An 18,602-nucleotide genomic window follows, 5' to 3' on the forward strand; every position below is an offset into this window, starting at 1 on the left:
ACCCCTATTTCGACAACTTACTTATTTGGACATGTAGGCATATCCTCTCCAACAAGCAGACGTGCTAGACTGGGTAAACCCTCGCCATAGGTAGGATGAATATGAACAGACTGTTCCAACAACTGCCAAGTAGCTTTGGCTTCCATCAGGGACAAAAACACGTGTACTAGCTCAGCAGTCTCGTAACCTACTAGCGTTGCTCCCAGAATCTTATCTGTGTCTTCATCAACCACCATTCGATAAAAGCCGAATTTGTAATCCCACTCAATGGCACGAGCTATTTGATTTATGGGTAAGGTGACGGCGCGAGCTTTGATTCCCTGTTTTTGAGCTTGTTCTAAAGTCATCCCTACCCGCCCGACTTGAGGCTCTGTGTAAGTGGCATAACCAAGCACGCGATCGTTGCGAGTCCGGTTTTCACCACATAAAATTCCCTTTAAACGTCGATAGTCTTCCCAGGATACATGGGTGAAGGCTGGTTGCTTGGCAACATCACCAATCGCGTAGATACCAGAGCAGGTAGTTTGGAAACGGTCGTCGATTTTGACATAACCTTTCTCATCTAACTCTACACCAGTAGCAGCAACGTTGAGCGCATTGGTGTTGGGTTTGCGTCCAGTAGCAACTAATAAAGCTTCTCCTTGAAGTTGTTCACCGTTGCTAAGGGTTAAGGTAAATATACCATCATGAACAACTTTCTCAACTTTTACGTTGAAGTGCAGCCCAATACCATCTTGTCTCAACGCTTCAGCTAGAGTTTCGCTTACATCTGGCTCTTCTCGATCTAAGAGGCGATCGCCCCTTACAATTATCTCAGTTTTGCTACCCAAACGAGCCAATCCTTGTCCCAATTCCAAACCAATATAACCACCCCCCATCACTAATAGACGCGGCGGTAACTCTTTTAAGTCAAAAAAGTTTCTATTTGTTAAGTATGGTGTACCTTCCAAACCATTAATTTCAGGTATTAACGATGATGTACCAGTATTGATTACGACTAAAGGGGCTTGAACTGTGACTTCACCACCTGTAACTGTGCGCTCTCCACTAAAGGATGCTTCAGCACAGATAACGTTTACACCAGCACTTTCCAAACGCTTTTGAATTCCCTGGTTAAAACTGTGGCGAATACTGCGTACTCGCTCCATAACTGCTGAAAAATCAACATCCACTTGAAAGCGGATACCTAAACTTTCTGCCTTACGCGCACGCCCGACTGTATGGGCTGCGGCTAAGAAAGCTTTGGATGGAGTGCAGCCGTAATTTATACAACTACCACCCAAAGAATCTCTTTCAAATAGTACAACGTTGCGACCTTCTTTTGCCAAGTCCACAGCCAAGGGGATACCACCCTGACCGCTACCGATTACAATTGCATCTACATTTTGCATATTAATACTGAATTATTCTAGTATTTTTACAAAAATTTAGATTTTGGATTGAATATACAGCGCTTTGCATCTAAATGGAGTACACCCCTCCCTACCCTCCCCTTGCTAAGGCGAGGGTGCGCGATAGCACGGGTGGGGTATTTTTGTACTTCATAAAGTTGAAATCTGCTGTAAAATCCAAAATCTATGGCTCCAAAATCCTACCGTCCTAAAAATCGACTAGCCATACCCATAGCGTCAGAGATATCAAAATCGCCATCATTGTCAGAATCCAAGAAAGTATTTAGGACTGAATTTCCTCCTAATTGAGAATTTGACCCAGTTTTCAAGAAATTCAGAACTATAGGAACCAATGTTGGTAGCAATTGTTGAACGATTCCCGCATTTAAGCCAGTGCGCTCTTGCACAATCTGAGCCACTTGTTGTTGCATTATACCAGAGAATAGCGAGTCAACGGCTGAGGGGTTAGGCGAAGTGCCGCCAAATTGATTCACTACAGATTGTGCGGCTTCATCACCTTCTGTGGCTCGCTTTTCTTGTAAAGAAGAACGGACAAAGTTACCGACAATACCCAAGGCAGATTGCATTGTTGAGGGATCTGTGCCTGTGTTATTGCTCAATTGCTGCACAGTGTTGAGGATGTTACCCAATTGTCCGGCATTACCTTGCTGATTGGGATTGTCGAGCGCACCAATAATTGAGTCAAAAAGTCCCATATATTTTTATCTCCCTAAATTATGTCACCAAAAACTAATTTTCACACGCAAGCTGCTACTTGGATCTGACTTTAAGGAGAATATAAGCTTTTTCGGTCTTGAGCGATCGCTTCTTTGCGGATACTATTCAAAACTGATATCTTGCTAGATGTTTTAGTATAAACTAAGACTTGCAAATGGGCTGCTGTCCTCAAATTCCACTAAATCGGCAGCGACATCGCCCAGTCTATCTTCCAAATCCATTTCTTCACAGTTATCTTCTAGCATTAGAATAACGCGATCGCCACAATTTTCGCATTAAGATTATAAGCATTGCCCTATGTGTCTACTTGTTGCCGCCCATGCCTCGATCGCGCATAGTCACGCTCATTGTTGGTATAATCATCATTCTGGCCCTGAGCCTATGGGTGATTGATACTCTTTCTCGGCTCTACTGGCAGTGGTCCTACTATTCTCCTTTACTAGGTAATCTGCTACTGTTTTTGCTAGTTATTGTTATTGGAGCTTTAATTGCTGCCTTTGTCTATTATGTGTTAGTAATACAGGCAGGGGAAGAGCGAACACGCCGCGCTAAGAGACAACGGCTCAACGTACAAGTTCCTGAAGCTAGAACTGATGCTGCTTCTTCCACACTACAAGCTGTAGATCAACAAATAGCACAAATCCAAGATGAAGTTGCACGACAAGCTTTACGCAATAAACAGCGGGAAATTGAAGCAAATTTAGCTCAAGGTGAGATTCAAGTAGTAGTATTTGGTACTGGCAGTGCCGGTAAAACCTCGCTAGTAAATGCGATTATGGGGCGCATTGTAGGTAAGGTGGATGCACCAATGGGAACAACTACGGTAGGGGAAACTTACTGTCTGAGGTTGAAGGGGCTTGAGCGCAAAATTTTAATTACAGATACGCCAGGAATTTTAGAAGCGGGAGTGGCGGGAACACAAAGGGAACAACTGGCACGAGAGTTGGCGACGGACGCAAATTTACTGTTGTTTGTGGTGGATAATGATATCCGGCGTTCAGAATATGAACCTTTGCGAGTCTTGGCAGAAATTGGCAAGCGATCGCTCCTTGTTCTTAATAAAACAGATTTATACACACAAGAAGATAAACAAGCGATTCTGGAACGCTTGCGTGAGCGAGTAAAGGGATTTATTGCGCCTAATGATGTGGTAGCAATTACTGCCAATCCTCAACCAGTACAATTAGAAGATAGCGAAATTTTTCAGCCTGATGTAGATATTTTACCACTACTCAGGCGAATCGCAGTGATTTTACGGGCAGAGGGTGAAGATTTAGTCGCAGATAACATTCTCCTGCAATCTCTACGATTGGGAGAAGAAGCGCGGAAACTCATTGATGCTCAACGTCGTCGTCAAGCTGAGAAAATAGTAACCCGATTTCAGTGGATTGGTGCTGGTGTGGTTGCGGTAACACCCATACCATTTGTAGATTTGCTAGCAACGGCTGCTGTTAATGCTCAAATGGTAGTGGAAATTGGCAAAGTTTACGGCTGCGAATTAAATTTGGAAAGAGGGCGAGAGTTAGCCGTTTCTTTAGCAAAAACTATCGCTAGTTTGGGAATTGTTAGGGGTGCGCTGGAATTACTTACCACAGCTTTACAACTCAATGTTGGTACTTTTATTATTGGTAGGGCTATTGAAGGGGTGACAGCAGCTTACCTAACACGCATTGCTGGTAAGAGTTTTATTGAGTATTTTCGCCATGACCAAGATTGGGGTGATGGTGGTATGACTGAGGTAGTACAGCGACAGTTTCAACTCAATCGTCGGGATGAGTTTATCAAGGATTTTATTCAAGAAGCGATCGCACGAGTGGTGAAGCCATTAACCGATAAATCTGAGATGACGGAAGAGGAAAGGGATAAATCCTAATATCCAGAGAGCTTATAAATAAGATACAGTAACGCTGCAAATCCTAAAAAGACCAAAGAAAAAAGCACAACAAACAGTAAAAGGCGAAGCCATTTTAAAAGTTTCGACTGTCGTAATCGTAACTCTTTGTGTGCCAGCTTACGGTTTGCGATCGCTAATTGATGATCAGGTTCGATGGAGAGTGCTTGGTCAAAAGAGGCTATTGCTAAAATGTACCTGCCTATGCGATACAGTGCCATGCCACGATAATACCAAGTATCTGGGTGATCTTGTTTAATTTGAATTGCTTGGTCATAAGACTCAATCGCTTCATCGTACCTTCCCCAGGTATATAGCACCATGCCGCGACTATACCAAGCTTCAGGCAAATCCCGTTTAATTTGAATTGCTTGGTCATAAGATGCGATCGCTTGGGAGTTCTTTTTCAGTCCACGTAGCGCATTACCACGATTGTACCAAGCTTGATAGTAATCTGGTTGAATTTGAATTGCTTGGTCAAAGGCTATAACTGCTTCCTCATAACTTTGTAATTTATATAACTCCTGTCCTCGGTTGTACCAATCTAATGAAGTCAATGACAAACTATTGACAGCATCTAACACTTCACTTGCTGACTGATAGCGCTGGGCAAAGTGAAATTGCACCATATGATCTAAAATCTCGGCTAGCCTGTCACTCACTTGTGCTTTGTCACGCCAGAGTAGTTGGAGAGTTTTGGGATCTGTTGGTAGTTCGTTCGGGTTCCACCCAGTCAGCGCACTAATGGCTAGCATTCCCACCGCATAAATATCACTGCACAATTGAGCTTGATTGTTGATTTGTTCTTGGGGCATATACCCCGGCGTACCCACAATATAAGTTGATACCGTGGAACTATTCTCGGCTGTGAGTTGTTTGACTCCCCCGAAATCTATCAGTACGATTTTGCCATCATGACGCCGCATCATATTTTTTGGTTTGATATCGCGGTGAATGACATTGTTCTGATGTACAAAATCTAAAACTTCCAGAATTTCCTGTAACAACTCGATTACCTTAGTTTCGCCCCAACACTCTCCTGGTTTGATCTCTTGCGTGAGATTGTGTCCATCAATGAATTCTTGCACCAAATAAAATTCTTCGTCTTGCTGAAAGTGCGCCAAAAGTTTGGGAATTTGGTCATGGCTGCCCAATTTGAATAAGACTTGTGCTTCTTGCTCAAATAAGCGTAAAGTAGACTTATTAATAATGTTAGGCTTGAGTTGTTTGACTACACATAGGTTATCGCCATCAAGCCACTGATCAATTGCCAGATAGGTTTCGCCGAACCACCCACCTCCCAACTTATCAATGATGTGGTAGCGATTATTGAGTATTTTGCCAAGCATAACAATGGTTTTGTATTTTGGAATAAGTTCGTGAGCTTGTTACTATCTTTTATTACTTTTCGGTCTGCCTAATGAAAGATGTACAGAGCCTTCATAAAGCTTAATAAAGGAAGGGAGAAGGTACAGAAAATAAATTATGCAATTGAAGCCGATTAATCAGCAAGTAGTCGCCGTCGTTGGAGCTTCTAGTGGCATCGGGCGGTTAACTGCACTTAAGTTTGCCCAAAAAGGTGCAAAAGTGGTGGTTGCTGCTCGCAGCGAATCAGGACTAAACTCTTTAGTACAAGAAATCCATAATTTTGGCGGTGATGCTATAGCAGTCATCGCTGATGTAAGTGATTTTGCGCAGGTGCAAGCGATCGCCGACAAAGCGGTGGCACAATACGGTAGACTCGATACCTGGGTTCATGCTGCCGCTACAGGTGTGCTTGCTCCCTTTGAAGAAATCACACCTGAGGAATTTCAACGCATTATTGATATAAACTTGATGGGACAGGTGTATGGTGCAATGGTAGCACTACCATTACTCAAACAAGAGGGACGCGGAGCCTTAATTCATATTTCCTCAATGGAAGGTAGACGTAGCTTACCACTGCAAAGTCCCTATTGCGCTTCTAAGCACGGTTTAGAAGGTTTCCTAGAATCTTTGCGTGTAGAGTTGCAGCACGAAGGATTACCTATCAGCGTCACATCCATACTGCCATCTGTAATCAACACACCTTACTATAACAAGGTACGTACTAAGCTAGGGGTTAAACCTACGGGTATACCACCTTATTATCAACCTGACTTAGTTGCCGATGCTATTCTTTACACTGCCGAACATCCTACTCGTGATTTCATCGTTGGTGATGTAGGTAGAGCGTTAGATTTAGCACAACGTGTTTCACCTGAGCTAGTAGATTCACTGTTAGCACTGATTGGTTTTGTTGGACAGCGTACCAATGAACCGAAGTCAGAGGATGCACCAGATAATTTATATGGACCAGTTCCAAAGTACGATCGCGTAGATGGAGACTTTGGTAAATTGGCAATACCCAGTTTCTTAGATTGGTTGGATATGAATCCGCCTCTAAAGTGGGGCGCACTAGCAGCAGTACTAGGTATTGCCGCGTTTGTGGGAACATGGTGGGTAGGGGATGATGTTTGATCAATACATTTGAGGTGTTGTGCATCTACTTCCATTGGAAAGGTTTGTAGTAAGCGCTTCAGCGCTAAAGCGCTTACTACGAGCCCCTCAAAACAAACTTGACGGAGTACTATGCACCTACAAAAATACCGTTAGTCTCTCCAGAAGCAAGTTGGAAATCACCTGTAGGAACTAACAAAGAGTTAGAGTCATCAGCAAATGCTGCAAACGCAGTTCTTGCCGTTTGTGTTCCTGTGGAAACTGTTACCTGCGCAATTAAATCGCTGACACCATTTGCCACCACGAACACGTTAAACCCAGTACCACTTTGCTGAACATTGTAAACATCACCACTTCCTAGTTGAATACTATCACTAAAGGAGAAGTCGGTGATTTGAGCAAAGTCACTGTTGCCACCAACTTTGTAGAATGAACCAGAAGCATTGCCGAGAATGAATCTGTCTGAACCTGCCCCACCTGTAAGAATATCTTGCTCGTTTGGATTCCTGTTTGGCGAGTCTATACTACCTTGTAAAATATCGTTGCCATCTCCTCCTATCAGCAAGTCGTTACCTAAACCACCAATTAAAGAATCATTACCACCTAACCCAATCAGAGTATTGTTAGCATCATTCCCAACAATCACGTCATCAGATGCCGTTCCTACGACATTAACAAAGTTTTCCACAGTAAAGGTTTGCGAACCGATACCAGGGATATTGTTGATAGTGGCTCGGTTTTGTGCCAAGTTGATGTCAACAGATACTCCGCCAAAACTACTGGAAGCGTCAATGGTATTATTTTGACCGACAGCACCAACAATTCTCTCAATGCTAACGAGATTACCTCCACTTGAGCCGCCTTCAGAGACTGCACCTTGAGGAAGTAGTGTGATTGCTTGTCCTAAGAAGCTGTAATCTACAGTATCAAAACCACTGCCGCCATTAACTACATCATTACCTACAGTACCAAAAATAGTATCGTCTCCACCTAGAGCGGTGATGTCATCATCTCCTAGTGTGCCAAAAATGATATCTGGGTTATCACTGCCGACAATAACGTTCCTTTCTACTACTGTTTGAAAAGTTCGGAAGGTATCACCACCACCAGTGCCAATTACAATCGTGGCACTGTTAGTCGAAGTAGTTTCAGTGGTGTCAAAGCTTTGAGTAGTTACCATTTACTGTTCTCCTGAAATTATTCAGTCGTTTCACAAGCTGGTACTTGCCATCTATATTTCATCTTGATCAAGTAAATTTTCCGCAAAAACTCAAACTCTTTACCAAATCTTTACACCAAATTGTTTCCAACTTTACAGACAATTGTAGAAAAGTGGAAAATATTCATGGTGATCGCTATGTGACGCGATCGCTTAAAATCGAGAGTGAACACTCATAATGCTCAAGTTTTGTCCATGCTATCTGTCAGTACAGAACACATAGAAATCACACCCGGAGTTCGTGGCGGAAAACCACGAATTGCGGGAACCAGAATTGCAGTCGAAGATATTGTGGTAATGCATTTGAAGATGGGACTTTCATTGCCAGAAATTGTTGCAAAGTATAATCTGTCAATGGCTTGTGTTCATGCGGCAATGGCGTATTATTTTGACCATCAAGAAACTATTGATCGTACTTTGGCAGAAGATGAAGCATTTGTAGAAGCCTTTAAGCAAAATCACCCTTCTCGTTTACAAGAAAAATTAAGGAATTTGCGGGGTGAGTGAACGGATTCGATTTCATTTGGATGAAAATGCCGATCCTGCTATCGCTACTGGATTGCGTCGTTACGGAATTGATGTCACCGTAACGAGGGAGGTTGGACTATTGACTAAAAGCGATGAGGAACAATTAGAGTTTATTTGCGCGAATCGTCGTGTCATTTTTACTCAAGATACTGATTTTTTGCGGATTGCAAGCTTAAATCAAAATCATCCAGGTATTACTTATTGCCAAAAAGGAACTCGTTCCATCGGTGAGATTATTGCCGGACTGACTTTAATTTACGAGGTGTTTTCACCTGAAGAGATGATTGGGCGAGTTGAGTTCTTATGATTGCCATATTCTTTTAGAGACTTTCCATGAAACGTCTCTACATTATTTCTGACTGCTATGTCTGTTAAGAGTGCTCGTAAATAGTTGCCATGCCTTGAGGTTCATGACTATACTTCCCACTTTTTAAGGGGCTATATGTCTCGTTGTACAGACATAGACTACTAGGATTTTTGGCAACAAACTGCATCATCTGTCGATGAGGTTCACCTTTGAAAAATTGTCTCAAGCTTTTTTCAGAGCGCCAGTAACTAACCATAATCACTTCATTCACACCACAGATGCCTGCTTTAACTTGCACACACCCTTCAGCTTGAGTTGTCATGTTCCTAATCCACAATAGCTTTCTCCACATCCACAACAATCCAAAGCGATCGCGTGCCAAAAAGCCGTTCACAAAAACGACTGCCTCTGGGCTTTGTGGAATATTTACTTGATATACGGAATAACTCATACCAGAACAACCTCACTTTTTTGCGTCAATTGACATGTTTACACTATCAACATTAGTTTAATCTGATATGTTAACAGTGTCAACATATTTGCGCCAAAAAGGTAAAGAGCATGACAACGCAAAAAGACAACTATCATCATGGAGACTTACGCCGAGCCTTAATAGACGCGGCAATAGAATTGGTTGCCGAAAAAGATGTGAGTAGTTTGTCACTGCGGGAGGTAGCCCGTAGAGTGGGAGTATCTCATGCTGCCCCCTACCGACACTTTGCCGATAAAGATATTCTACTGGGGGCGGTGGCAGAAGAAGGTTTTAAGGAACTGACAAGTGCGCTCAATACTGCTATTGAGCAAGCACTTCCACATCCGTTGCGAAGATTGGAAGCCAGTGGCGTAGCATATGTACAGTATGCGATCGCTCATCCGTCTCACTATCGGGTGATGTTTGGCTCATATCGGGGTGAACACATGAAGGCAACACAACCCAACCCTTCGTTAGTAGCTGCTGGTGAACAAACATTTATGGTGTTAGTCAACCTGATTATGGAAGGACAATCTGCTGGCATGGTGCGCCCTGGTGATGCAAAGGAATTGGCGTGGGTTGCTTGGTCACTTGTGCATGGATTGGCTATGCTATTAATTGACGGTCAACTTCCACTTTCCAATGCATCAGAAGTGACATCATTAGCCAATTTTATGACTCAAACATTGACGCAAGGGCTGTTAATGACCAAATAATTTCAGGTTTTAAAAAGTCTTAAATCTATGTTTAGAGTTATACAAAATACTATTTATTACTAAAGATAGATGTTTTCAATAAATTTAAGTAGTTTACAAGTAGAAAATGGATGTGAGTGCTTCTGAGAGCGAAATATCTTTGAATATGTCACATTTTTGGTGTTTTTTGGCAAAACTATTATCTCCTTGAGCTAAATCACATACATAATTTTATAGCAAAAGAATTGACAAACAAATCAAAATTTTCTTCATTTAAATTGTTCACTAAATTCTATATTATTTTGATATAAATTACAGTCAAATTGCAATTTAGACTGTACTCTCATGTTGTTGCATAACTATGAATCAGGCTTGTAGTGGTGCTTTAGCACGCTTAGCGCCATGAAGAACCAAGAATAATTCACTTGCACAAACCTACTTAAGTAAGCAACTGCAATTTACTAAAAGCACTGTTATTTTCATCGTGATTTCTTTAATAAGACAGCGTTAAAAAGCTGCCTTCAGTTTGTCTTGCTGTTGACCTAAAAGATGAATTTGTGTAAACCATATCAGGAGTAATTCCGATGAGTGAGAACAGTATCCAAGGCAATGGTAATTGGTCTTTTACAGATGGTAGATGGGTATCTGATGAAGGTGCTGACTTATCTTCTGGTAGTACCCCTAGTTTCGCTGGTAACATACCCTCTGGTGGTAGTGGCTTCGGTGCTGGTAGCGGCGACAGTAGTGGTGGTAACCCTTTCGCTCTTGGCAACAATCCGTTCACTGGTGGTGGAGGAAACGTATCTACCACTAGTGACGATGGACAGTACAACTACAACTACACTCGCACTGCAGATGAGCGAAGCTTAGTTCCTGATGATAACAGCCCCTTCTCTAAATTACTCGGCGTTATTGGTGTTGACAGTAATTCATTAGCGAGTGGTAGCAATCCCTTCGCTGGTGGTAGCGCTCCTACTGGAGACGGTAACGCACAAGGTGGAGGTGGAAACAACCCCTTCTTTGCTGGTGCTGGCAGTGGTGCCTCAGCGTCGGCTGGTGGCAACATTCCTGGAAACTTGCCGATTGGTAGTATCCCCTCCTCGACAACAGATAGCGTTTTACCAGAAGCTCCTGAAGGCTTATCTGTACCCTACGCTAGTGAAAACTGGATATCCGATCTGAGAAATTTAGAATCTGGTGAACCAGGTGCAAGTTCTAGCGGTAATACAGGCAGCGGAAATGGCAATTGGTTGTTTGGAAATAACAACACTACTAACGGAAATGGCAACTGGTACTTTAGTGATGGCAACACTACCGACGGCAATGGTAACTGGAACTTTGGTAGTGGCAACACTACCGATGGCAATGGTAACTGGAACTTTGGTAGTGGCAACACCAGCAGCGGCAATGGCAACTGGCAGCTAGGTGAAAACAACACTGTCAGTGGTAATGCTAACAGACCAAGTGGCAGTGGCAACAATGTTTTAGGTAATGGCAACACTTCCAACACCAATAACAGCAGTTTCCTTGGTAATCGGATCGAAGCCAGTGGTGATGGCACGTACATTGGTAACGAGGACTGGTCCTTCAACATTGTTAACGGGCTACAATCCACTCAAATAGGTGTATCAGGTGTTCGTAGTGATGTCACCAGTTTGCTTAGCCATCCTGACTTGACATCAACCGCCATGAGTAAAGAAGGCTACTCGAATTCCACCTTCTTAGCAAATGAGAACTACCAATTTGACCTGTAATACTATTTCACATTTACTATACATGTAAATATTGTAGAGACGCGAAATTTTGCGTCTCTACAATATATGGTAATATGGTGCAACTTTCCTCGTGGTGAAAGACGGAACCAAATCGCGATCGCTCTTCGCACCAATACCTCGTCAACAGCATAACGTAACCAGCATACAGTCAAGAAGTTAGTCTGTTCATGAGCCTTGAGCCACGCTTTTTCATACCTTACCAAATCCAACAAATGTGGAGTAATTCCCTCGGATAGTGCAACTTTTTGTATGAAATTGGCGAAAGCGATCGCATCTTCCCTGTGTTTCTTAATTCCCTGGGGTAAGTAAGTTTCGGCATAGCGCCAAAACAAAGCTGTAAAATTTTTACCCAACGCCTGTGCAGTGCGGGGTAGTAATTCGCGTATTTCTCCCAATCGCTTCCACTTCAGAGAATTAGCGAAAAGATTCACTTGGTTTTGAGACAATTGACTTAATTGCTGTACTTCATCACAAGTTAATCCTAATTCTGTACATACAAGTTGCGGGTTAGCAAAGAAACGCTCTCTAAATTCTGTATTGGTGTAAAGCTGAGCCAAAACGAACTGAGATTGTACTAAGCCCATCTGCGATGACACCTCCCAATTTCTCGTGCTTGTTGCAATTCTGCTGTCAATTCTGTAAAAGGTGGCAAGTTTTCATCTCTTTCTAGTACAATTCCCTTCACTGGAAAACGGGCAACCACTTCATCCATAAGTTTCCACACTTCCTGTGGAGTTGATTGGGAATGACTGTCAATTAACACATTATCATGCCAATGTCCACCAACGAAGTGTAATTGTACCACGCGATCGCTCGGCAATTCTGCCAAAAAAGCACCGACATCATAGCCGTGGTTGACAGCATTGGTATATAAATTAGTCACATCCAACAGTAAACCACAATTAGAACGCTCAACCACTGCGGTTAAAAACTGTGCTTCTGTCATTTCGGCTCCAGGCAGTGTTACCAGGTAAGCTATATTTTCCAGAATCAGTGGCACATCAATCCAACGACGCACTTCGGCAATGTTGCGACAAAGCACTTCTATCGCTTCTTTAGTATAAGGTAGAGGTGAAAGATGCCCAATATCAACACCACCCGCTTTCGTAAAACAAATATGCTCACTCCACCAAGGGGGATTAAGTCGCTTAATTAGTGCGGCTAGCTTGCGTAAGTAATCTGTATCCAAACCTTCAGCGCTGCCAAGCGATAGATTAATAGCGTGGGGAATTATCGGGAAGTGAGCAGCAAGCAATTCCAACTCTTGCTCTTTTTGCTTAGATGCATCTAAATAATGTTCGACAACGATTTCTAAAAAGTCTACTTGCTGCTGTTGCAAAAACAAGTTACTTTTCAACGGTTCCCGAAAACCCAGCCCCACGCCTAATATAGGGAGAGACATCATTACTAACCTCCGCCACAGCCACCGCAGCCACCACCGCAACCGCCACCACCGCAGGAACTACCGCTACTGCATCCACTACCTCCTCCACAGGAACTACCACACCCACCGCTGCTAGAACTACTACTTGAAGTAGTCTTAATCACGGGTGAAAGAATTTTTTGGTGGTAGTCGTAGGGAGTTCCTGCAAGTGCGCTAACACCAAAAAGAGCTACAACCAAGTTGTATTCAAGCACAGAAGATAAGTCTGTTTTTACCTTTTGCTTTAACTGGGCGAATGTTTGCTCAAGTTGTTTGAGATAAAGTTTTCCCCGACTACTCAAGCGTGGTGGTGGCTGACAAATACACCAGAGAAGGTACAGCGAAATAATACCCATCAAAATGAGAAATCCTACGTTATGGCGTCCTTTTGCCAAAGCTACTAGTAACTTGAAGCTACCTAAACCTAAAATAATTAACGTTCCGATTAAGCCTGTAAGCGATTTTCTGGCTTTGAATTCGTCTGTGTTTAAAAGTTGCTCTGATTGTAGTTGCTGTTGATATGAGCAGTGTGGTTGTACGTGTTCAGTTAGCGATCGCAAAAACACCATTTCGGTTGCTGTACGCGAGGTAGAAAACCAGTCAAATACTTCGCGCTGCAATGGTGTTAGCTCATCTAAATTGGGATGATTCTTAGCTTGTTTGATCAAGATTTCATTAATTTCTAAATAACCTCGTTGTATCAAGTCAATAACTGCTACTTTAACAACTCCTGTCTCTTGAGATTGCAAGTAAGCGATTTCGTAGGGATCTGGTGTGGTAGGAATTAGAGGTAGAGGTTGGTTTTTTGTGGGATCTTGCACCAGCCAACCGCTGATTGCTAAAGTGATGAGAATGACTGCCCCATATAATACGAGAAAGTTAGGACCATACATATTTGCAATTAGGCTGGCTGTTGGTATAGCGATCGCCACTAATACCGATAGAGCTACAATACTAATTAGCAACTTGTATCTTGGCAATTCCTGATTCAATTTTGGAATCTGTTCGCCTAACATATTTTTCAACTGTGAGTCACTTCTTCCTTGAAGTTTTGTATTACATTTGTAGCAAATAAATTCACATACGTCAAGTTGCTGCCATTGTGTCAATCTTTTTTCAAGTTCGTACCACACATCTTACAAAACTTAGCATCTGCATCGTGATAAGACCAACCACAACCAGGACACACTGTTTCCACTTGGTTAGCAGTTTTGACTAATCGCTTAATCAAATCACCCACTTGCCAAGGAATCAACGCAATTCCTGTTAAAATCATCAGTACTGTTAGCAAGCGACCTAATTCTGAAATTGGCGTAACGTCGCCGAACCCTACAGTTGTCATTGTCACAATTGAGAAATAAAAGGCATCAAGGAAAGTGCCAAAAACTTGAGGATTCACTGGATGCTCAACTTGATAAATTAAGCCTGAGTATATGAATATAATTGCAAATAATGTAAATATTATGCGGGTCAAAATTAAGCCATCGTCACTACTAATACTAGCGAATATGAATCTACCCTCAATAAATCTAATTAAGCGCAAAATTCGGAACCATCGCAGTAGTCTAACAAAACTGATATCAACTGCTGGGAGAAAGGATGGTAAAATTGCTATTAAGTCAATAATTGAATATAAACTGAAAATATACTTAATTTTATTCTCTTCACTCCAGAGACGAATTAAATATTCTGCTGAGAAAACAACTAATATTACATTATCTAATTTTTTTAAAATCAAACGTAAATCACTAGGAATATTATAAGTTTCTGTGACAAAAATTACTGATGAAAGTAAAACCAGTCCAGTAATTGTTAAATTAATACCTTTACCTAAAGGGGTTTCTAAATCTTTGAGATAAAATGCAGTTTTTTCTCTGCTAAATAACATAATTATCACCTCTTATTCAAGCAGTAACTATAGGGTGCGTTAACTTAGTGTAACTCACCAAAATATTGTGAATGACGAAATAGGAAGAGAGCGTCTGTGAAAAGGTGATTGGTAAGAGTTTGAGAAAATTAGAGTGAAAAAAGGCGTTTTAAGAGAAATATGTGTAAAATTATTTTAATAGGTTATAATATAATACTAAGTATTTCACATGATTGCTAACCCTCAATTCCGCAAAATGACAGTAGAGGAATACCTTGATTGGGAACCTCAGCAAGATTGTCGTTATGAGTATGTCAACGGAGAAGTTTTTGCGATGACTGGGGGTACTATTCCCCACAACGACATTGCTCTCAACCTGTACAGAACCTTGTATCCCCATTTGCGTTCCCAAGGTTGCCGCATCAACGTTGCAGACGTAAAAGTACAACTAAGCACGAATAGCCCATATTACTACCCAGATGTAATTGTAAGTTGCGATCGCCGAGATTTGAATGCCCGTAAATTTATTCAGTATCCTAAATTGATCGTTGAAGTTCTCTCGCCAAGTACAGAAGCTAAAGATAGAGGTGAAAAATTTTCCTTCTACCGCACAATTCCCACTCTGCAAGAATACATTCTCATTGAATCCGAGAAAATCTCAGTTGAATACTACCGTCGTGGGGAAGGCAGAATGTGGCTTTACTACCCCTATACGGCAGGCGACACAATTACCATAGAAAGTATCGAATTTACTTGTGCCATTGATTTACTTTACGAGGGCGTTACTTTTGAAACTAATAAATGAACCAATCAACACCCGCGCATGGTGTCGCTACACATACAAAGCCTGCTTGTGCAGGCTTCGCTCCACTAGCCCAAGGAATCTCGCACCTGTAGGCGTGCTGAAAACACTACCAGTCTATTGTGGCTCAAATACTAGCAAACCGCTTTCAGAATCTGTTAAGTAAGAAATTTCTAATTGCCCCTGCTCATTAATACGATAATCCTGTCCCCCAATCAATGCGGCAAAGTAGCGAGATTCTTGTAAGGCAATTTCTTCTGGGCAACCGATGAGGGTAGAGAAAAGACTACTAGGATCTACTGTCAACACATTACCACTTGTTTGGTAAGTAGCACCGTAAAAATTGCAACTGCCTGTACCACTAACTCGATTATCAGCAAACACTGCAGTAATTGCTCTACTACCGATACCAGTAATAGGTTCTGAGAGATTGTCTGGTGTACCCAATCCTATTAGTTTCCAAGAAGTTCCTGCTAAGTCAATTGTGGGGTTTTCTGCGTTAGCAAAAGTCAGCACACCACTTTCATTAGCCGTCTCGTAAAAAATTTCTAATTGCCCCTGCTCATTGATTTGGTAGCTTTGTACTCCTGTCAAAACTTCAAAATAGCGAGATTCTTGCTCTAGGATTTCTGAGGCACAGGCTCTTCTTGTTGCAGCAGCAGAACCCACTGTTAGTTGAGCCTCGTTGCTTTGGTATGTAGCTCTGTAGATATTACATCCACCTGAACCATTAACTTGATTTTCGCTAAACTGGGCAGTAATAGTCGTTCCACTTATCGGTTCTAAAATTTGCTCAGCTGTACTTCTACTGATTAATTTCCAGGAAGTTCCTGTTAAATTAGTGGTAGTCGCTTGTGCTAACGCAGGATAATGGCTTACCAATAGGGCTGCTAAAGTACCAAACATCCCGTGCATTAATCTGGTAGCTATAGATGAATTCATGGTTAATGTCCTTAGTAATTGATGGTATAAGCAGTAACGCCTCGGAGGGCTGATTTACATGGAAGCATAATAAGGACTATTAATTAAATTTTTTTTAAGGTAGGATTAAAAATCAAGTATTCCAAATCACTGCTGACGCTAGACGCGATTAATCACGTCTCTACTCATCCAAATATGGTAAAAAAGAATTAGCAAAAATCGCCGCTTGAGTGCGATCGCGCAAATTTAACCGATTTAAAATATTTGTGACATGATTTTTAACTGTACCTTCAGAGATAAAAAGTTGATGAGCAATTTCGCGATTACTTGCACCGATGGCAATCAAGCGCAAAACCTCTTTTTCTCTGGGAGTCAGTTCTGCTAAACTAGGAGGTGGGACATTTTTCGCTGCAACTGTGGAAAACTGAGAGATAAGTTTTTTAACTATTCCTGGTCCTAGTTGAGTATATCCTTTATGAACCGCACGAATTGCTACTCCTAACTCTTCTGAAGGAGTATCTTTAAGTAAATAGCCCATTGCTCCATTTTGTAAAGCCGCTTTCACATATTCATCATCATCAAAAGTTGTCAGTACTAAAACTTTAATTGTGGCAAATCGCTTATGAATTTCTTGGGTTGCTGCAACTCCATCCATAATGGGCATTCTAATATCCATCAATACTACATCTGGATGTAACTGCTCTACTAACTTGAGGGCTATTTCACCATTTTCAGCTTCTCCTACCACTTCTAAATCTGGTTCTAGTTCTAATAAAGCTCTTAATCCTTGCCGAATTAAACTTTGGTCATCTACAAGTAATACTTTAATCATACTAATTAGTAAATAGCGACCTTTGTAAAGGAATAATAGCTTTAATTGTGCAACCCATGCCAGGAGTACTGTTAATGCTAAAATTACCTCCAAATGCTAAAGTACGTTCGCGCATACTTTGCAAACCGAAGCCAGTAGTATTTTGCGCTATATCAAATCCTACACCATTATCTTGAATCGTCAGTACAACACTATTCGTAGTGGTCATTAGTTCTAGTTTAACTTCACTTGCTCTTGCATACTTACAAATATTTGTAAATGACTCTTGAATAATACGGTAAATAGCGGTACTAATTTCGGTAGAAATAGGATATAATATGTTGATTTCAAATGTTGGTGCAATGCCAGTTGCCCGATGAACATTCTCTACAAGTCCTGCAATTGCTTGTTCTAAAGATTGCTCTTGCAAAGGATGAGAACGCATAGTAGAGACTGATTGACGTACATCTTGTAGTGCTTTGGAACCTAATTCCTTAGCTTTGACAAGAAAATTATGAGCTTTATCTGGGTTAGATTGCCAAAGTTTTAAAGCAGTTTCCAATTGTAAATTCAACGCTGTCAAAGAATGTCCTAATGAATCGTGGATTTCGCGAGAGATGCGGTTGCGTTCTTCTAAGGTAGCTTGATTTTCAATACGTAAAGCATACAGACGAAGTTTTTCATTGGCTTGAGCCAGTTTCTCTCGACTTTGCCGCTCAGACAATACAGCATTCATTAACAATAAAACAAACACTAAAGCCAGTCCAAATAATAGGGCAAAGCTGATATTAAAAAACCAAAATCTTTCTTGTGCTAGTGGTGATAAAGGTACACGGTAAAATCGCCGTCTGAGAGTTAGTATGAATAATATAAATGATATAATATTCACGACTACGCGACCTCTTAATTGAAAAATTAAGCAACTGCGAGTGACTAAAATAAGGTAGATAAAGGGAAATAGTCTAGCAGTTCTTCCACCGACAAAACCAATGATTAAAATTAAGAATATTTCAATTGCTGTATATATTACCTTATTTGCTTGATTTTTAGTGGGCAATCTTAAACCCATTAAACCAAAAATAGTTAAACTTAAAAGTGTTAATTCAGGAAATTTAGAAGAAAATCTTTGAGAAGGAAATTGGATAACTGATGTCACAGCAGACAAAGCTAGCAATACCCACTCCAAATAAAGCAGAAATCGAAAAGGATGATTTTTAATTGTAATTGGGCGACTCATAGGAAGTAGGGGAGTAGGGGAGTTTGTGAGTGGGGGAGTAGGGGCGA

19 protein-coding genes are annotated in these 18,602 nt (G+C 41.4%); 7 read left to right on the top strand and 12 right to left on the bottom strand.

Going from position 1 to position 18,602, the window contains the following annotated elements; translation table 11 throughout:
- Nucleotides 1–17: 17 nt before the first annotated feature.
- Both ICL16_RS25395 and ICL16_RS25400 read right to left on the bottom strand, forming a co-directional pair.
- A complete protein-coding gene (locus tag ICL16_RS25395; protein WP_190833527.1) occupies nt 18–1,391 on the bottom strand; it encodes a dihydrolipoyl dehydrogenase family protein in 1,374 nt (457 codons plus the stop codon).
- Nucleotides 1,392–1,591: 200 nt separating this feature from the next.
- The gene (locus ICL16_RS25400; RefSeq protein WP_190833529.1) at nt 1,592–2,107 is read right to left on the bottom strand and encodes a DUF937 domain-containing protein; all 516 of its coding nucleotides are present in this window, start codon (nt 2,105–2,107) and stop codon (nt 1,592–1,594) included.
- A gap of 341 nt (nt 2,108–2,448) precedes the next feature.
- Here ICL16_RS25400 and ICL16_RS25405 point away from each other — a divergent pair, with 341 nt between their 5' ends.
- Entirely contained in the window at nt 2,449–4,002 is a 1,554-nt protein-coding gene (locus ICL16_RS25405; protein WP_190833532.1) for a YcjF family protein, read from the top strand.
- Here ICL16_RS25405 and ICL16_RS25410 read toward each other — a convergent pair.
- A complete protein-coding gene (locus ICL16_RS25410; RefSeq protein ID WP_190833534.1) occupies nt 3,999–5,369 on the bottom strand; it encodes a serine/threonine-protein kinase in 1,371 nt (456 codons plus the stop codon). The two genes, ICL16_RS25405 and ICL16_RS25410, sit on opposite strands and share 4 nt — an antisense overlap.
- Nucleotides 5,370–5,505: 136 nt before the next feature.
- Between ICL16_RS25410 and ICL16_RS25415 the strand changes: the two genes are divergently transcribed.
- Nucleotides 5,506–6,519, top strand: a complete 1,014-nt coding sequence (locus ICL16_RS25415) for an SDR family oxidoreductase (RefSeq protein WP_190833536.1) — start codon at nt 5,506–5,508, stop codon at nt 6,517–6,519.
- Between the two features lie 109 nt (nt 6,520–6,628).
- Here the strand turns inward: ICL16_RS25415 and ICL16_RS25420 are convergent, their stop codons facing one another.
- Entirely contained in the window at nt 6,629–7,678 is a 1,050-nt protein-coding gene (locus ICL16_RS25420; RefSeq protein ID WP_190833538.1) for a calcium-binding protein, read from the bottom strand.
- A gap of 204 nt (nt 7,679–7,882) precedes the next feature.
- On the opposite strand from ICL16_RS25420, the gene ICL16_RS25425 reads away from it, so the two are divergent.
- Nucleotides 7,883–8,224 (top strand): DUF433 domain-containing protein, encoded by a 342-nt coding sequence (locus tag ICL16_RS25425; protein WP_337907121.1) that lies wholly within the window; start codon nt 7,883–7,885, stop codon nt 8,222–8,224.
- Complete coding sequence (locus ICL16_RS25430) at nt 8,217–8,552, top strand: DUF5615 family PIN-like protein (protein WP_190833539.1); 336 nt, start codon at nt 8,217–8,219, stop codon at nt 8,550–8,552. The genes ICL16_RS25425 and ICL16_RS25430 overlap by 8 nt, the downstream gene beginning before the upstream one ends.
- 64 nt (nt 8,553–8,616) lie before the next feature.
- Here ICL16_RS25430 and ICL16_RS25435 read toward each other — a convergent pair whose 3' ends face one another.
- Nucleotides 8,617–9,003: a monooxygenase family protein gene (locus ICL16_RS25435; RefSeq protein ID WP_190833541.1), complete on the bottom strand. Its 387-nt coding sequence runs from the start codon at nt 9,001–9,003 to the stop codon at nt 8,617–8,619.
- Between the two features lie 110 nt (nt 9,004–9,113).
- Between ICL16_RS25435 and ICL16_RS25440 the strand changes: the two genes are divergently transcribed.
- Together ICL16_RS25440 and ICL16_RS25445 are read left to right on the top strand one after the other, a co-directional pair.
- Nucleotides 9,114–9,740: a TetR/AcrR family transcriptional regulator gene (locus ICL16_RS25440; RefSeq protein ID WP_190833543.1), complete on the top strand. Its 627-nt coding sequence runs from the start codon at nt 9,114–9,116 to the stop codon at nt 9,738–9,740.
- A 563-nt stretch (nt 9,741–10,303) separates the two neighbouring features.
- A complete protein-coding gene (locus ICL16_RS25445; protein ID WP_190833546.1) occupies nt 10,304–11,473 on the top strand; it encodes a hypothetical protein in 1,170 nt (389 codons plus the stop codon).
- Between the two features lie 2 nt (nt 11,474–11,475).
- Here the strand turns inward: ICL16_RS25445 and ICL16_RS25450 are convergent, their stop codons facing one another.
- The 4 genes from ICL16_RS25450 to ICL16_RS25465 form a co-directional block, all read right to left on the bottom strand.
- Nucleotides 11,476–12,078, bottom strand: a complete 603-nt coding sequence (locus ICL16_RS25450; protein ID WP_190833548.1) for an SCO6045 C-terminal-like domain-containing protein — start codon at nt 12,076–12,078, stop codon at nt 11,476–11,478.
- Nucleotides 12,069–12,899 carry an MbnB/TglH/ChrH family RiPP precursor modification enzyme gene (locus tag ICL16_RS25455; RefSeq protein ID WP_202895721.1) on the bottom strand — a complete coding sequence of 277 codons (831 nt, stop codon included), beginning with the start codon at nt 12,897–12,899 and terminating at the stop codon, nt 12,069–12,071. Before ICL16_RS25455 ends, ICL16_RS25450 begins: the two co-directional genes overlap by 10 nt.
- Before the next feature lie 2 nt (nt 12,900–12,901).
- Complete coding sequence (locus ICL16_RS25460) at nt 12,902–13,933, bottom strand: TIGR04222 domain-containing membrane protein (protein WP_190833550.1); 1,032 nt, start codon at nt 13,931–13,933, stop codon at nt 12,902–12,904.
- A gap of 89 nt (nt 13,934–14,022) precedes the next feature.
- Nucleotides 14,023–14,805: an ion transporter gene (locus tag ICL16_RS25465; protein ID WP_190833552.1), complete on the bottom strand. Its 783-nt coding sequence runs from the start codon at nt 14,803–14,805 to the stop codon at nt 14,023–14,025.
- A 208-nt stretch (nt 14,806–15,013) separates the two neighbouring features.
- On the opposite strand from ICL16_RS25465, the gene ICL16_RS25470 reads away from it, so the two are divergent.
- Complete coding sequence (locus tag ICL16_RS25470) at nt 15,014–15,589, top strand: Uma2 family endonuclease (RefSeq protein ID WP_190833555.1); 576 nt, start codon at nt 15,014–15,016, stop codon at nt 15,587–15,589.
- Between the two features lie 114 nt (nt 15,590–15,703).
- Here the strand turns inward: ICL16_RS25470 and ICL16_RS25475 are convergent, their stop codons facing one another.
- From ICL16_RS25475 to ICL16_RS25485, 3 genes are all read right to left on the bottom strand, one after another.
- The gene (locus tag ICL16_RS25475) at nt 15,704–16,528 is read right to left on the bottom strand and encodes an META domain-containing protein (protein ID WP_190833557.1); all 825 of its coding nucleotides are present in this window, start codon (nt 16,526–16,528) and stop codon (nt 15,704–15,706) included.
- Nucleotides 16,529–16,688: 160 nt separating this feature from the next.
- Nucleotides 16,689–17,339 (bottom strand): response regulator, encoded by a 651-nt coding sequence (locus ICL16_RS25480; RefSeq protein ID WP_190833559.1) that lies wholly within the window; start codon nt 17,337–17,339, stop codon nt 16,689–16,691.
- A gap of 1 nt (nt 17,340) precedes the next feature.
- Nucleotides 17,341–18,555: a sensor histidine kinase gene (locus ICL16_RS25485; RefSeq protein WP_190833701.1), complete on the bottom strand. Its 1,215-nt coding sequence runs from the start codon at nt 18,553–18,555 to the stop codon at nt 17,341–17,343.
- Nucleotides 18,556–18,602 lie beyond the last annotated feature (47 nt).

This window comes from Iningainema tapete BLCC-T55 (assembly GCF_014698965.1).
Classification (GTDB): Bacteria; Cyanobacteriota; Cyanobacteriia; order Cyanobacteriales; family Nostocaceae; genus Iningainema; species Iningainema tapete.